Raw genomic sequence first — 14,614 nt, 5'->3', positions numbered from 1 at the left:
CATTTAATTTTGAAAAAACACCTCATCACTATTGTATGCGGACTTTGCTCTTATGTCGCCACCGCACAATCCGGTTCAAAACACCTCGATTCTGTAGCTGGAGACTATTTCCTTCACGGAATCTCAATTTTAAATGAACTTGTTGCCATTCCCAACGATTCCCATTTTCCGGAACAATTGGAGAAAAATATAGAATGGAGCAGGGAGAACTTTGAAAAGAGAGGGTTTAAATCAGAAACCCTGGAAACCAACGGAGTTCCATTATTGCTGCTGGAAAAGAAATCCCCCCAGGCAAAAAAAACAGTTTTAATCTATTTTCACGTCGACGGACAATCAGTTGATCCTTCAAAGTGGAATCAGGAAAGTCCATATAATCCTGTCCTTAAAAAAAACGACGGGAGCGGCTGGACTGCCATTCCCATGGAAACCTTACAGAATGCTTATGATGAGGAGTGGAGGATCTTTGCACGGTCGGCATCTGATGATAAAGGGCCTATTGCCATGTTTCTTACTGCGTGGGATGCTTTGCCAATGATGAATAAGCATCCGGATTACAACATAAAGGTCATCCTGGATTTTGAAGAGGAACTGGGCTCCCCGCACTTACCTAATGCGGTTGTGAAGCATAAAGATAAACTAAAAGCGGATATGATGCTCATCATGGATGGGCCCCGGCATCAAAGCAATGAGCCCACTCTTAGTTTTGGCGCAAGAGGAATATCCACTATTACTCTCACCGTCTATGGACCCAAAGCCCCGCAGCACAGCGGGCATTACGGTAATTACGCTCCCAATCCTGCGCTTGGGATAGCGCAGTTACTGGCATCTATGAAAGATGACAACGGGCGGGTAAGTATTCCCGGTTATTATGACGGCATAGAACTCACTTCAAAAGAAAAAGCCATTCTGGAACAGGTGCCCGATGATGAGAAAGCCATTCAGAAAAAGCTGGGTATCGCCCGTAAGGATAATGTTGGAAATACTTATCAGGAATCAATTCAGTATCCGTCACTTAATATACGCGGCCTTCAATCGGGATATGTAGGAGACGAGGCAAGAACTATAGTGCCTTCTGAAGCAATCGCAGAGATCGATGTACGGCTGGTGCCGGAGAGTGATCCGGATAGACTGTTTAAGCTCATAAAAGATCATATTAAAAAGCAGGGATACCAAATCATTGAAAAAGATCCTACAGATGAGGAAAGGATGCAGCATCCAAAAATGGTAAAATGGGAGGGGAAAATTTCTTACCAGGCTTTTAGAACTCCCTTCGATTCCGAGCCAGGGTTGTGGCTCGATAAAGCATATCGAAAAGCTTTTGGCAGCAGTCCTGTAAAAATTAGAATGGGTGGCGGCTCTATCCCCATCTCGCCTTTTGTCGACGCTCTGGGTATTCCTGCAGTAACGGTTGTTACCGTAAACCCTGATAATAATCAGCATTCTCCCAACGAAAATATTAGGCTGGGAAATTATAAGGATGGAATTAAAACCATGCTTGCGATATTGACAGAGAGTTTGGATTAAACGGTTGTGGTTTTTACCAATATTAGATTCCCGGTTTTGTTACTTGTTTTTGGTTGTGCCTTGTTTTCTGTCAATTCGGGTAAAGAGATGGTATCATGTAAATGGAGGATAACGGCGATAAAGAGTGAACGTTTTTATTATCATTAACGAGCCGGGAGAAACACAGGGGGAATTATTAATTTTAACTTCAAAAATATTTCTATCACAGCAGTTTAAAAACATAAAAAAATATCGCATCTTTGCACACTAAAATTTTTTATAATGAAATCAATAACGATCAACGGATCTAAAAGAGAAAGCGTGGGCAAAAAGGCAAGTAAAGCCCTACGTAATGCTGGACAGGTTCCTTGCGTACTATACGGAGGGGGAGAACCATTACACTTTGCAGCAGAAGAGAGTGCCTTTAAAGGTTTAATTTACACCCCCGATGTGCATACAGTAGTATTGGATCTTGCTGGTGAGAAAATGGATGCCGTTTTACAGGATATCCAGTTTCATCCGGTAACCGATGCAATTCTGCACATGGATTTCTACCAAATCTTCGAAGACAGTGAAATTACTATGGAAATCCCAATTCACACTGAAGGTGTGGCACGTGGGGTTAAAAATGGTGGTGTTTTACGTTACAACCTTCGTCGTTTAAAGGTAAAAGGTATTCCAGCAAAACTTCCAGATTACATTAAAGCAGATGTTACCAAACTTAAAATTGGAAACAAACTTTATGTAACCGAAATTAAAAGTGACGATTTTATCGTTCAACATCCAGATAATACTGTGATTTGTCAGGTGAAAACCTCACGTAACCTTATTGCAGATCTTGAAGAGGAAGAAGAAGAAGTGCCAGAAGGAGAAGTGCCGGCTACTGAAGCTGAAACCGAAGGAGCAACTGAAGAAAAAGAATAAATCTCTTTTTTTACAAGAATGTAAACATCCCAATCTGAAAAGGTTGGGATGTTTTGTTTTTGAGGATGGCGCCGATGAAAACACGGATTTGCAATCCGTGACTATGAAAAGAAATTTATTAATTTTTATATTTACCAAAATTAATAAGATGCTGCCTTTCTTCGGAAGATTATTGAGCAAAAAACAACCACAGGAACAAACAGATCCTATGAAAAAATTTTTGATTGCAGGCTTGGGGAATGTTGGCCCGAAATATCATCATACCAGGCATAATATCGGATTTAAAATTCTGGATCATTTAGCCGAAAAAGAAGGGGTTTCTTTTTCTACCCAAAAACTGGGTGAAATAACTTCCTTTAAATTCAAAGGCCGCACTTTTATCCTTTTAAAACCCAGTACATTTATGAATTTAAGTGGGAAAGCGGTTAATTACTGGCTTACCAAGGAGAAAATTCCGCTGGAAAATCTCATGGTAGTCACAGATGATCTCAACTTAAGTTTTGGAACCTTTCGTATAAAAACCAAAGGCAGTGATGGCGGGCACAATGGCTTAAAAGATATACAGGCCCATTTAAACACCACCAACTATAACCGGTTCCGTTTTGGGATTAGCGATGAGTTTTCCAAGGGAAACCAGGTGAATTATGTGTTGGGCGAATGGGGAGAAGAGGAATTGAAATTAATGCCCGAGCGGCTGGAAAAGGCAGCAGAGGCTATCAAGTCATTTGGCACAGCAGGGCTCAACAATACAATGAATACTTTTAACGGAAAATAATTCTCTCTTGAAACAACATAAAGGAGTAAATGCTTTTAAAGGCGACCATCCCACGGTAATCACTATTGGAACTTTCGACGGGGTTCACGTTGGACATCAAAAAATTATCGAACGCCTCGTAGCTTCAGCTAAAATAAGCAGGATGGAATCGGCTATACTCACATTTTTTCCGCATCCGCGAATGGTCCTTCAAAAGGAAAGCGGCATTCAGCTTATAAATACCATAGAAGAACGCATACAACTCCTGGAAAAAACAGGAGTAGACCATTTGATCATTCATCCTTTTACGCATCAGTTCTCCCGGCTTACCGCTTTGGAATTTGTGCGTGATATTCTGGTGAACAAACTAAAGGCCAAAAAAGTGGTTATTGGCTATGATCACAGGTTTGGAAGAAACCGAACCGCCGATATCAATACCCTGCGGGAATTTGGAGAACAATTTGATTTTGAGGTAGAAGAAATTGGAAAGCAGGATATAGATGAGGTAGCGGTAAGTTCCACAAAGATTCGAAAAGCCCTTTTAGAAGGAAGGGTGGAAAAGGCCAACCAATATTTAAAAACTCCCTTTATGCTTACCGGAACAGTGGTAGAAGGAAAGGGGCTAGGAAAGGATTTTGGATATCCAACGGCCAATTTAAAAATAGAGGAAGACTATAAACTCATCCCCAAAAATGGCGTTTATGTAGTGCGTGCAGAAATTGATGAGATTCCCTATTTTGGAATGATGAACATAGGCTTTAATCCTACTGTGGGAGGGGAGAAGAAATCCATTGAAACCCATTTCTTTTTGCTGGACCAGGATCTCTACGGAAAAAAGCTTCAAATTGAAATGCTTACCTGGATCCGGGAAGAAAAGAAATTTAACAATATAGATGCCCTGAAACTTGCGTTAACGCAGGATGAAGCCTTTGCGGCACAGTATATCAAAGATAATTATGCTGAATAAGTGGTTGTTTACCAGGATAGATAACAGCGCCCTGGTGGTGTTTCGTATCTTTTTTGGTTTGTTGATCGCACTGGAAGCTTTTGGGGCAATTTTCACAAATTGGATCCGTCATACTTTAATGGAGCCTGTAGAGACCTTTAACTTCATAGGCTTTGAATTTTTGCAACCTCTTCCCGGTGACGGAATGCTCTATTATTATGGCGTAATGGGTTTTTTCGGACTGATGGTGATGGTAGGTTTCAAATACCGCATCGCGATTATTGCATATACCATTATGTGGACGGGCGTGTACCTGATGCAAAAATCTTCCTATAACAATCATTATTATTTATTGATGCTCTTGTGCATCATTATGAGCTTTTTACCTGCAAACAGGTATGCGGCCATAGATTCGTGGAAAAATCCAAAACTTCGCGATATTTCGATGCCGCGATGGGTTTGGGTGGTAATTGTGCTTCAAATGTGGATCGTATACACCTACGCTGCAATTGCCAAGATATATCCGGACTGGATGGACGGATCCTTCCCAGAGGTTTTAATGGGATCTAAGGAAGATTACTGGCTGGTGGGTGGGTTCCTTCAGCAATCATGGGTGCATTATAGTATTACAGGTTTTGGGTTTTTATTTGATTTGCTTATTATTCCATTATTACTATGGCGCAAAACAAGAATTTATGCATTTATAGCGGCCATTTTCTTTCATCTTTTCAACAGTTTTATCTTCCACATAGGGATTTTTCCTTACCTCTCTTTAGCGTTGATCCTTTTCTTTTTCCCTTCTGAAAAAATAAACAGCATATTTCTCCGGAAGAAAAAACCATATTACAATAAAAACCAAATCATAATTTCGCCTTACCGAAATTTCCTCATCGCGGTTATGGCCGGATGGTTTATCGTACAAATTTCCCTGCCCTTAAGGCACTGGTTTTTTCAGGATAATGTGTTATGGACGGAAGAAGGACACAGGCTTAGCTGGCGAATGATGCTTAGAAGCAAAAGTTCCAGTGGCACTTTTAAAGTGGTGGAAAAAGGAAAAAATGACACTATATACATAAATGACAGCAATTATTTATCTCGGAAACAGATGCGGTCTGTGTATTCAAAACCGGATATGATCTGGCAATTTTCCCAACGTCTAAAAAGGGACTATGCGAAACAAGGAAAGGACGTACAGGTATTTGTTGATTCGCGCGTAAGTGTGAACGGAAGACCTTTTAGAAGGTTTATAGATCCAAAGGTGGATATTGCCGCTGAAAAATGGCATCATTTTAAACACCATGACTGGATTTTACCTTCCAAATTAGACTGATATTTTTACGGGCTTTTGTTACATTTGCTGCTTATTAAAAATCTACAGGCCAAATGTTACAGGTAAGCAATATACGAACGCATAAAGAGGCATACATTCAAGCCTTGAAGAAGCGGAATTTTGAGGGCGAAAGCATTTTAAACCAGGTGTTGCAACTTGATGAAGATCGCCGCTCCACACAAACAAAATTAGATGATACCCTGGCCGAAGCAAATCAGCTTTCCAAAGAGATTGGATTGCTTTTTAAAACCGGCGAACATCAGAAAGCCACTCTTTTAAAAGAAAAATCGGCTCAGCTTAAGGATGCTTCCAGAGATCTTTCAGAAGAACTCAGTGCCACTGTTGGCAATTTGGAGAAGTTATTATACACCATTCCCAATGTTCCCAATGAAATTGTTCCTGCAGGAACTTCTGAAGAGGATAATGAAGAGATCTACAACGAGGGCGATATTCCTGTTTTGGCTGAAGGTTCCCTTCCTCACTGGGAACTTGCGAAAAAATACGATATTATAGATTTTGAACTTGGAAATAAGGTCACAGGCGCCGGATTTCCAATTTATAAAGGAAAGGGAGCCAGGTTGCAACGAGCCCTGATCACCTATTTTCTCGATAAAGCTGCAGAAAGCGGATATAATGAATATCAGTTACCATTGATGGTGAATGAAGCTTCTGGCTTTGGAACCGGGCAATTGCCGGATAAGGAAGGGCAAATGTACCATGTTACAGAAGATGATCTTTATTTGATCCCGACTGCCGAGGTGCCGCTTACCAATATGTTTCGCGGGGAGATACTCCAGGAAGCTGATCTTCCGGTGGCCTGTACCGGATATACGCCTTGTTTCCGAAGGGAAGCAGGTTCCTACGGGGCGCACGTTCGTGGCCTGAACCGCTTGCATCAATTTGATAAAGTTGAACTGGTACGTATTGAAAAACCCGAAAATTCCTATGCCGCTTTGGATGGAATGGTAGATCACATTAAGAATTTACTCCAGGAATTGAAATTGCCCTACCGTATTTTAAAATTATGTGGAGGCGATCTCGGATTTACTTCTGCGCTCACCTATGATTTTGAAGTGTTCTCCACCGCTCAGGATCGATGGCTGGAAATAAGTTCTGTCTCCAATTTTGAGACCTTCCAAACAAACAGGCTAAAACTAAGATATAAAGACAAGGATGGAAACAAGCAATTGCTTCATACCTTAAACGGAAGTGCATTGGCTTTACCACGTGTACTTGCCGGGATCCTGGAAAATTATCAAAGCCCGGAGGGGATTATGATTCCCGAGGTTTTGGTGAAATATACAGGTTTTGACCGTATAGATTAACCTTCAAAAAAGGATCTGAACAACGTATTTTGTTATCTTTACAAAATGCGTTGTTTAGCTTTCATACTCGTGTTTTTTCTTTCCGGTTTTGGGCTCTATGCCCAGTCGGAACAAATTGCGCAGAATTATCTGGATCAGGGGCAGTATGAAAAAGCGCTAAAGGTTTATCAGGAACTTTTAAAGGAAAATCCCGGGAATGGCAATTTTTTTGACGGGGTGATCACGGCTCATCAGCAATTGGAAGATTTCGCTTCAGCGGAAGGTTTGTTGCTGTCAAGACTAAACCGAAACGCCGTAAATCCTACTGTTTTAATAGAGTTGGGTCATAATGCAGCTTTACAGCAAAAGCAGGAACAGGCGCAGGAATATTACCTCGAGGCCCTCGCGGTTTTAAATGAAAAACCCAATTATACCTATACCGTAGCACGGACTTTTGAAAAATATAGCCTGCTGGATTACGCGGCAGAAGCTTATCAAAAAGGCCTGGAACTCAACCCGGAAATGAAATTTCAGTTGCCCCTTGCCAGGATCTACGGGGAGCAGGGAAAGCTGGAGAAAATGTTCAGTTCCTATCTTGATCTTATAGAAAAGGAACCTGAAATTAGTGCCAATCTTGTTAGGGAATTCGATAGGTACATCCTGGAAGATGCTTCCAATCCCGCAAATACGGCCCTTCGGAAATTATTGCTTCAGCGATCGCAAAAAAATCCGCTCATTCTGTACAACGAAATGCTGGCCTGGCTTTTTATTCAGCAAAAAGAATTTCAAAAAGCATTTGCACAGGAAAAAGCGGTCTACAAGCGTGGAGACCATGATCTTCAACGCATTATTCAGCTTACGGTGATTTCCAAAGCTGAAGGGGATATAGAAACTGCAAAATCGATAGTGGAATTTATAATTGCTGAAACCCCTTCAGAAAACATCCTTTTGCAGGCGAGGCAATTATTGCTAAGCATGCAGGTGGAAACAGCAACTTCAAAAGAGTATTCCGGAATCGAAAAGAATTTTGAAGCCTTGTTTCAGGAATTTGGGACCGGGCCTGAAACACTTTCAATTCAAATAGATCACGCTAATTTCCTGGCCTTTAAAATTGGAAAGATCGGGCAGGGGATAGAGCTGTTACAAAATCTTTCAGAACGGGTGGTTACTAATTTTCAAAAGGCAGCGGTAAAAATGGCCCTGGCAGATATTCTTGTGCTGGATCAAAAATTCAATAAGGCGCTTATTTATTATTCCCAGATCCAGAATCTTGTAAAAAATGATGAAATCTCCCAAAAAGCGCGGTTCAAAGTGGCGCAAACCAGTTATTTTAAGGGGGATTTTGAATGGGCAAAAACACAGCTGGATGTGCTAAAGGCTTCTACAACCCAGCTTATAGCAAATGATGCGATGGAACTGAGTTTGCTAATAAGCGAAAATACGCTTGAGGATTCCACGCAAACCGCTTTAAAGCTCTACGCAAAAGCCGATTTTTTATCCTTTCAGAAAAAGAATCAGGAAGGAATTGCCATTCTGGATGAAATTATAGCCAATCATAAAGGCGAAAAAATTGAAGATGAAGCCTTGCTGAAACAGGCGTTATTATTTGAAGATGAAGGGGAATTTGCAAAAGCTGAAAAAAATTATTTGAAAATTCTGGAATTTTATCCTAATGATATTTTAGCTGATAATGCGACTTTTCAGCTCGCCGAATTGTACAGAAATAAACTCGATCAACCCGAAAAAGCACGGGATTATTATGAGCAGATCATTTTTAATTTTCCTGCCAGTATTTATTTTGTTGAGTCCAGGAAAAATTTTAGAATGTTAAGAGGTGACGCAATAGAATAGAACTCTTACTTTTGCAGGGATTTTTCAGGAAGGATTATAGCTTTAAAGACTTCAAACTTTCCGAATCAAAATTATAAAGAACATAAATAAATTAATTTCCTGTTTCCGGGGAAAAATTTCAAAACAACATTATGTATATATACAACGTAACGATCAACATACAGGAAGATGTTCACGAAGAGTGGGTGGAATGGATGAGGACAGAGCATATCCCGGAAATGCTTAACACCGGAAAATTCACCAAGGCTTTAATGACGCGGGTTATGGTGCAGGAAGAGATGGGTGGAATGACTTATTCTGTTCAATATACCACCACAAACAAGGAAATGCTGCAGCGTTATTACGATGAAAACGCAGCTTTATTGAGGTCGAAAACAAAGCCTTTTGAGGGAAAATTTGTCGCCTTCAGAACAGAGATGCAGGTTGTTAATGAGGCACACGCTGAAAATTAGAAACAGGAAGACCTTCAAACCGACCTGTAAACAACAATTCTCTATTTTTCCATCACCACTTCTTTTGACAGAAGGAGCGCAATAAAAAAATAAAATGAAGAAGAGCAATCAAAAGAATTTTTCTTTTAAGCACCAAACCCCGGGGGATGGCAAAGTAAGGGCAAAGAAGCACCTGGGACAACATTTTCTTAAAGATGAACCTACTGCTGTGAAGATATCAGATTCGCTTACTTACTCTGGATATGAAAACGTGCTGGAAATAGGTCCGGGAACCGGGGTTTTAACCAAATATCTAATCAAAAAAGATATTGACCTTAAAGTCATTGAAATAGACTGGGACAGCGTGGCTTATCTTAAAGAAAACTTTCCAGATCTTGAGGGAAATATTCTCGAAGCAGATTTTTTAAAATACGACATTCCCTCGATCTTCAACGGGGAATCCTTCGCGATCATAGGGAATTTCCCATATAATATTTCCACTCAAATCGTTTTTAAAACACTTGAAAACAGGGAGTTAATTCCTGAATTTGCCGGGATGTTCCAAAAAGAGGTTGCGCAACGTATCGCGGCTTCCCATGGAAATAAAACCTACGGAATACTTTCCGTCCTGGCACAGGCTTTTTATGATATCACATATTTATTTACTGTGGACCCTTCGGTTTTTATTCCGCCCCCAAAAGTGGAGAGTGGCGTAATTCGCCTAAAACGAAAGGAGAATTATGATCTTCCCTGTGATGAGGCACTTTTCTTCAGGGTTGTGAAAACCGCTTTTCAGCAACGCCGCAAAACCCTTCGAAATAGTTTAAAAATCTTTCAATTACCGGATAATTTAAGGGAAGATGCTATCTTTGGCCAACGTCCGGAGCAACTAAGCACGGAAGCATTTATAGATTTGACCTTAAAAATTCAGCCGTATGCAATTTCAACTTAGCGATGAATTAATCCAGAAGATCGAGGTCCTTATTCAGCAAAAAAACGATAAGGAATTAAATCTGACCCTGGAAGATGTTCACCCGGCAGATATAGCCGAAATTATCTCTGAACTGGATCTGGATGAGGCTACTTATATCATAAAGTTACTGGACAGCGTAAAAACTGCCGAAGCTTTAATGGAGCTGGAAGAGGGAGTCCGGGAACGCATCCTGGAAAATCTTTCGGCCAAGGAGATTGCCGAGGAGCTGGAGGAAATGGACACCGATGATGCTGCCGATATTATTTCAGAATTATCGGAAGAAAGGCAGCAAAAGGTTATCGCCCAGATTATCGATGAGGAACATGCCGATAACATTGTGGAACTGCTTCGGTATGATGAAGATTCTGCCGGGGGATTGATGGCAAAGGAACTTGTAAAGGTAAATGAGAACTGGAGCGTGACTGGCTGTATGGCTGAAATGCGCGCCCAGGCTGAAAATGTGACCCGGGTACATTCAATTTATGTAGTGGACGGTAAAAACAAACTGAAGGGCAGGCTCTCTCTAAAAGATCTTATTACCGCACCAAGTGACGCCCATATTCAGGACATCTATATTCCAAAAGTGGATTTTGTAAATGTTAATGCTCCCGGAGAAGAGGTTGCCCAGATAATGCAAAAATATGACCTCGAGGCAATTCCTGTGGTAGATGAAATGAACCGTTTGGTAGGCCGGATCACGATTGATGATATTGTGGATTTTATAAAAGATGAAGCTGAAAAAGATTACCAGATGGCAGCAGGTATTTCTGAAGATGTGGAGGCCGATGACAGTATTTGGAGACTCACCCGTGCCCGGCTTCCGTGGCTTATATTGGCCCTTTTTGGGGGATTTATAAGTGTTACCGTTTTAGGAACTTTTGATGCGGCGATGCAGGAACACGCGGCCTTGTTCTTTTTTGTGCCTTTAATCGCGGCGATGGCAGGGAATGTAGGAGTGCAGTCTTCTGCGATTATATTACAGGGACTCGCAAATAACAGTTTGAAAGGTTCTTTGTTAAAACGTTTGTTGAAGGAAATAGCCCTAAGTCTTTTCAATGGGGTTGTATTGGCGATCATTCTGGCCGTTGGAGGTACATTTTTACTTGGTTTTGACTGGCTTTTTGGGATTACAATTGGGATCTCATTAATTTCGGTGATTGTAATAGCTTCGCTTATAGGTACTTTTGTTCCTATTATCCTGGATAAACAGGGTATAGATCCTGCGATGGCTACCGGACCTTTTATAACAACCAGCAACGATATTTGCGGAATTTTGATCTATTTCTCCATCGCTAAAATAATCCTCGGATTTTAGCAATTTCAGAAGGGCAAGGGAAAGATCAATTTTCAATTTATTCTTTTAAAAATTCAGTATGAACTCCATAAATCCAAAGCAAAAATTAAAAAGTTTCAGCAAATATTGGCATCCGCATCAAATCGCGGTTGTAAATGATATGCAGGTATTGCTGGCTAAAGTAAAAGGGGAATTTGTTTGGCATCTTCACGAAGAGGAAGATGAACTTTTCCAGGTTTTGAAAGGCACGCTTTATATGCAGTTTGAAAACAAAACAGAAGTTATAAACCAAGGAGAGATCCTTGTGGTTCCAAAAGGGGTAAAACACTGCCCAATGACCAAAAATGAAGAAGAGGTGCATATCATGCTTTTTGAAAAATTAAGCACACAACATACCGGAAACATTCAGGATTCCTTAACCGTGGCGCATTATCCCAAAATCTAATTTTTTATGACCATTCTTCACGCAGACAGCAATCATCCATTATTGATCCAACAACTGGAGCTGGCCGGGTATCAAAATATCGAGGCTTACCACAGGAGTATGGACGATATTCTGAAAGATCAACATTTGTTCGAGGGATTGGTGATTAGAAGCCGGTTTGATATCGATAAAAACTTTCTGGACGCAGCCCCTAATCTGAAGTTTATAGCAAGGGTAGGAGCGGGACTGGAAAGTATCGATGTGGATTATGCCCGAAAAAGGGGAATTGCGCTTTTTTCTGCACCGGAAGGCAACAGAAATGCTGTTGCAGAACACAGCCTGGGAATGTTACTGTCTTTATTCAATAAATTAAATAAAGCCGACAGGGAAGTTCACAAAGGATTTTGGAACAGGGAAGCCAATCGAGGAATAGAACTGGACGGGAAAACGGTTGGCATAATAGGCTACGGGAATATGGGAAAAGCCTTTGCCAAAAAATTGCGAGGTTTTGATGTCAGGGTTTTATGTTACGATATTAAAGAAGGAGTGGGAGATGAAAATGCGAAACAGGTGAATCTGGATGTGTTTAAAGAACAGGTGGATGTGGTAAGTTTGCATACGCCCTGGACTCCAGAAACCAATAAAATGATCGATGCTGATTTTATCAACGGATTTAAAAATCCCTTCTGGTTTATCAATACAGCCCGGGGGAAAAGTGTTGTGACAGAAGATCTGGTTTCGGCAATGATAGAAGGAAAGATCCTGGGGGCAGGACTGGATGTTCTGGAATATGAAAAATCTTCATTTGAAAATCTCTTTGCCGAAAATCACGTGCCGGAACCCTTACAGGAACTAATGTTTTTGGAAAATGTTATCTTCAGTCCGCATGTTGCCGGTTGGACCATAGAATCTCACGAAAAACTTGCCACTACCATCGCGCAAAAGATCATTGCGGAGTTTGGAAATTTTGCTGAAAAGAAAATATAGATGAAGGCTCTGGAAAATTTGAAAAAACTGAAAAAGGGAAGCATTGTTAAATTGCTTGTTATATCAATATTAGCCGGGGTGTTTTTCACGTTTCTCTGGCAGCATTTTGGAACATTTCGCTATTTAAACACTTCCGGGAACCTCATTGAAAATAATGAGATTTATATAGACCAGGTGATATTTCTATCTCCCGAAGGAACCGAAATCCTTAGCCCGGGTGGAGGTCTCACGTTTAACGATGTTTTAAATAAATACAGTGCGATGGAACTCTATCTGTTTAAAATGCCATTCTTTTTAAAAGCAACCCTGAAAAGCTGGTTGGGAATATTCCTGATCTCCCTTGCATTTTTTTATATATTGATACGAAGAAAGATGCGAAGCAATAAGTAGAAAAACAGCAATTATGAAAAACAGGGTAACGGGCATTGGTGGCGTATTTTTTAAAAGCAAAGACCCCAATGCGGTAAAGGACTGGTACAATAAACATCTTGGTTTAAATACAGATCAATGGGGTTGCACATTTTGGTGGAAGGATAAAGATGGAAATGATTGTTCCACGCAATGGAGTCCTTTCCATGAAAAGACGAAACATTTTGAGCCTTCTAAAAAGGACTTTATGATGAATTTTCGGGTCGAAAACCTTGAGGAATTGCTTGAAACCCTTAAAGCTGAGGGAGTCACTGTAATGGATGAAATCCAACGAGCTGAAGAAGGGAAATTCGGTTGGATCGTTGATCTCGAAGGAAATAAAATCGAGCTTTGGGAACCAAACGACAAGGCATTTTTGTAGGGGTTTTCTTTGAAGTATGATAAAACAACTTAGAAATGTCATTCTGAACGAAGTGAAGAATCCTGCGCTTTCATTGGATGGATTATGTTTGAAAGGCAATAAACAGAAAACATTTCAAACAGATCATCATATTATCAAAAGATTCTTACTCACCCAAAAGCTCGTTAGAATGACAAAACAACCCCGGAATGTCGAATCTAAAAAGGGCTGAAATTTATAAAATTTCAGCCCTTTTTAGATAATAGTTGATAACACTTTAAGCAAGTTTTTGAACACGACCAACTTCTCCTGTTTCCAACCTGACTTTTATTCCGTGAGGATGAGATGGGGATTTTGTTAAAATATTGGCCACGATACCTTCTGTAAGCACTCCACTGCGCTGATCATTTTTCTGAATGATCATTACATTGGTCCCTGGTGTCAAATCTTTTCTTAATGGCTTCATCGCTTACCTGCTGGCTTCAATAATAGCCGATTTAATGGACTCTTTTCCTTCAATGGCTTCAATGGTTTTGTTCTTTACCAAAGGATCTGCAAGGCTCATCACCAAAAGAAATGCAACATCATCCCTGGAGATTTCTCCTGCTTCATTTAGCTTTTCAGCCAGTTTTACTTTGGCCAATCCCATATCATCTGTAAGTGCGCCTGGTCGAAGAATGGTATAATCCAGTCCGCTTTCACGAAGATGTTCATCTGCATTTTTCTTTGCTTTCAGGTAAACCTCAAGTTTCTTATGTTTTGAAGGCTCGTCGGCTCCCATGGAGCTCAGCATTACAAACTTTTTCACCTTTGCTTTTTTAGCGGCATCTATCATTTTTATAGCTCCATCCTGATCTATTGCAATGGTTTTATCAGCGCCTGTATTCCCTCCGGAACCTGCGGCAAATATCACTTTATCAATTCCTTTAAGGGCGTGATCTACCTTCTCTCCCAAATCGGCGTGAACCCACTTCACATCCATATCATCAAAAATTTCCTTTTGTTCCTCTTTGCGAATCATCGCAACAGGTTCAAAACTTTGGGAATTACTAAGGATCTCTATCACTCTTTTTCCGGTATTTCCGCTTGCTCCTACAATTAAGATCTTTTCCATTTTTTTACTT

Annotated in this window: 16 protein-coding genes; 14 read left to right on the top strand and 2 right to left on the bottom strand. The window is 40.5% G+C overall.

Translation table 11 applies throughout. The features are described from left to right. Positions 1-9: 9 nt before the first annotated feature. The 14 genes from ACKGJN_RS00965 to ACKGJN_RS00900 all read left to right on the top strand — a co-directional run bounded on the left by ACKGJN_RS00965 (position 10) and on the right by ACKGJN_RS00900 (position 13,511). Positions 10-1,524: a M20/M25/M40 family metallo-hydrolase gene (locus tag ACKGJN_RS00965; RefSeq protein WP_409537546.1), complete on the top strand. Its 1,515-nt coding sequence runs from the start codon at positions 10-12 to the stop codon at positions 1,522-1,524. A 261-nt stretch (positions 1,525-1,785) separates the two neighbouring features. Further along, entirely contained in the window at positions 1,786-2,427 is a 642-nt protein-coding gene (locus ACKGJN_RS00960; protein ID WP_409537545.1) for a 50S ribosomal protein L25/general stress protein Ctc, read from the top strand. A gap of 148 nt (positions 2,428-2,575) precedes the next feature. Next, positions 2,576-3,202 carry an aminoacyl-tRNA hydrolase gene (gene pth / locus ACKGJN_RS00955; RefSeq protein WP_409537564.1) on the top strand — a complete coding sequence of 209 codons (627 nt, stop codon included), beginning with the start codon at positions 2,576-2,578 and terminating at the stop codon, positions 3,200-3,202. 7 nt (positions 3,203-3,209) lie between these two features. After that, complete coding sequence (locus tag ACKGJN_RS00950; RefSeq protein ID WP_409537544.1) at positions 3,210-4,148, top strand: bifunctional riboflavin kinase/FAD synthetase; 939 nt, start codon at positions 3,210-3,212, stop codon at positions 4,146-4,148. Further along, positions 4,138-5,457, top strand: coding sequence for an HTTM domain-containing protein (locus ACKGJN_RS00945; RefSeq protein WP_409537543.1), 1,320 nt, complete (start codon positions 4,138-4,140; stop codon positions 5,455-5,457). The genes ACKGJN_RS00950 and ACKGJN_RS00945 overlap by 11 nt, the downstream gene beginning before the upstream one ends. A 53-nt stretch (positions 5,458-5,510) precedes the next feature. Then, positions 5,511-6,782: a serine--tRNA ligase gene (gene serS, locus ACKGJN_RS00940; RefSeq protein WP_409537542.1), complete on the top strand. Its 1,272-nt coding sequence runs from the start codon at positions 5,511-5,513 to the stop codon at positions 6,780-6,782. Positions 6,783-6,827: 45 nt separating this feature from the next. Beyond that, on the top strand, positions 6,828-8,612 hold the full coding sequence (locus ACKGJN_RS00935) for a tetratricopeptide repeat protein (protein ID WP_409537541.1): 1,785 nt from the start codon (positions 6,828-6,830) through the stop codon (positions 8,610-8,612). 131 nt (positions 8,613-8,743) lie between these two features. Continuing rightward, positions 8,744-9,064, top strand: a complete 321-nt coding sequence (locus ACKGJN_RS00930) for a DUF4286 family protein (RefSeq protein WP_409537540.1) — start codon at positions 8,744-8,746, stop codon at positions 9,062-9,064. A gap of 94 nt (positions 9,065-9,158) precedes the next feature. After that, entirely contained in the window at positions 9,159-9,995 is an 837-nt protein-coding gene (gene rsmA, locus ACKGJN_RS00925; protein WP_409537539.1) for a 16S rRNA (adenine(1518)-N(6)/adenine(1519)-N(6))-dimethyltransferase RsmA, read from the top strand. Further along, positions 9,979-11,331, top strand: a complete 1,353-nt coding sequence (gene mgtE / locus ACKGJN_RS00920) for a magnesium transporter (RefSeq protein WP_409537538.1) — start codon at positions 9,979-9,981, stop codon at positions 11,329-11,331. Before rsmA ends, mgtE begins: the two co-directional genes overlap by 17 nt. 58 nt (positions 11,332-11,389) lie before the next feature. Next, positions 11,390-11,755 (top strand): cupin domain-containing protein, encoded by a 366-nt coding sequence (locus ACKGJN_RS00915; protein ID WP_409537537.1) that lies wholly within the window; start codon positions 11,390-11,392, stop codon positions 11,753-11,755. A gap of 6 nt (positions 11,756-11,761) precedes the next feature. Beyond that, entirely contained in the window at positions 11,762-12,721 is a 960-nt protein-coding gene (locus ACKGJN_RS00910; RefSeq protein WP_409537536.1) for a 2-hydroxyacid dehydrogenase, read from the top strand. After that, complete coding sequence (locus tag ACKGJN_RS00905; protein ID WP_409537535.1) at positions 12,722-13,111, top strand: hypothetical protein; 390 nt, start codon at positions 12,722-12,724, stop codon at positions 13,109-13,111. Positions 13,112-13,124: 13 nt separating this feature from the next. Next, positions 13,125-13,511, top strand: a complete 387-nt coding sequence (locus ACKGJN_RS00900; protein ID WP_409537534.1) for a VOC family protein — start codon at positions 13,125-13,127, stop codon at positions 13,509-13,511. A gap of 256 nt (positions 13,512-13,767) precedes the next feature. On the opposite strand, the gene ACKGJN_RS00895 is transcribed toward ACKGJN_RS00900, so the two are convergent. Together ACKGJN_RS00895 and ACKGJN_RS00890 are read right to left on the bottom strand one after the other, a co-directional pair. Beyond that, on the bottom strand, positions 13,768-13,956 hold the full coding sequence (locus tag ACKGJN_RS00895) for a YwbE family protein (RefSeq protein ID WP_409537533.1): 189 nt from the start codon (positions 13,954-13,956) through the stop codon (positions 13,768-13,770). A 3-nt stretch (positions 13,957-13,959) separates the two neighbouring features. Further along, positions 13,960-14,604 carry an SDR family oxidoreductase gene (locus tag ACKGJN_RS00890; protein WP_409537532.1) on the bottom strand — a complete coding sequence of 215 codons (645 nt, stop codon included), beginning with the start codon at positions 14,602-14,604 and terminating at the stop codon, positions 13,960-13,962. Positions 14,605-14,614 lie beyond the last annotated feature (10 nt).

Origin of the sequence: Gillisia xinjiangensis, assembly GCF_046298265.1 — a bacterium.
Classification (GTDB): domain Bacteria; phylum Bacteroidota; class Bacteroidia; order Flavobacteriales; family Flavobacteriaceae; genus Gillisia; species Gillisia xinjiangensis.
The sequence above is the reverse complement of the archived record's forward strand: the minus strand, read 5'-3'. Positions and strand labels throughout refer to the sequence as shown.

Bases quoted from the DNA above. Each gene is read 5' to 3' on its own strand.
- ACKGJN_RS00960 (WP_409537545.1), top strand. From the start codon at position 1,786: ATGAAATCAATAACGATCAACGGATCTAAAAGAGAAAGCGTGGGCAAA.
- pth (WP_409537564.1), top strand. From the start codon at position 2,576: ATGCTGCCTTTCTTCGGAAGATTATTGAGCAAAAAACAACCACAGGAA.
- ACKGJN_RS00945 (WP_409537543.1), top strand. From the start codon at position 4,138: ATGCTGAATAAGTGGTTGTTTACCAGGATAGATAACAGCGCCCTGGTG.
- serS (WP_409537542.1), top strand. From the start codon at position 5,511: ATGTTACAGGTAAGCAATATACGAACGCATAAAGAGGCATACATTCAA.
- ACKGJN_RS00935 (WP_409537541.1), top strand. From the start codon at position 6,828: ATGCGTTGTTTAGCTTTCATACTCGTGTTTTTTCTTTCCGGTTTTGGG.
- ACKGJN_RS00930 (WP_409537540.1), top strand. From the start codon at position 8,744: ATGTATATATACAACGTAACGATCAACATACAGGAAGATGTTCACGAA.
- rsmA (WP_409537539.1), top strand. From the start codon at position 9,159: ATGAAGAAGAGCAATCAAAAGAATTTTTCTTTTAAGCACCAAACCCCG.
- mgtE (WP_409537538.1), top strand. From the start codon at position 9,979: ATGCAATTTCAACTTAGCGATGAATTAATCCAGAAGATCGAGGTCCTT.
- ACKGJN_RS00915 (WP_409537537.1), top strand. From the start codon at position 11,390: ATGAACTCCATAAATCCAAAGCAAAAATTAAAAAGTTTCAGCAAATAT.
- ACKGJN_RS00910 (WP_409537536.1), top strand. From the start codon at position 11,762: ATGACCATTCTTCACGCAGACAGCAATCATCCATTATTGATCCAACAA.
- ACKGJN_RS00905 (WP_409537535.1), top strand. From the start codon at position 12,722: ATGAAGGCTCTGGAAAATTTGAAAAAACTGAAAAAGGGAAGCATTGTT.
- ACKGJN_RS00900 (WP_409537534.1), top strand. From the start codon at position 13,125: ATGAAAAACAGGGTAACGGGCATTGGTGGCGTATTTTTTAAAAGCAAA.
- ACKGJN_RS00895 (WP_409537533.1), bottom strand. From the start codon at position 13,956: ATGAAGCCATTAAGAAAAGATTTGACACCAGGGACCAATGTAATGATC.
- ACKGJN_RS00890 (WP_409537532.1), bottom strand. From the start codon at position 14,604: ATGGAAAAGATCTTAATTGTAGGAGCAAGCGGAAATACCGGAAAAAGA.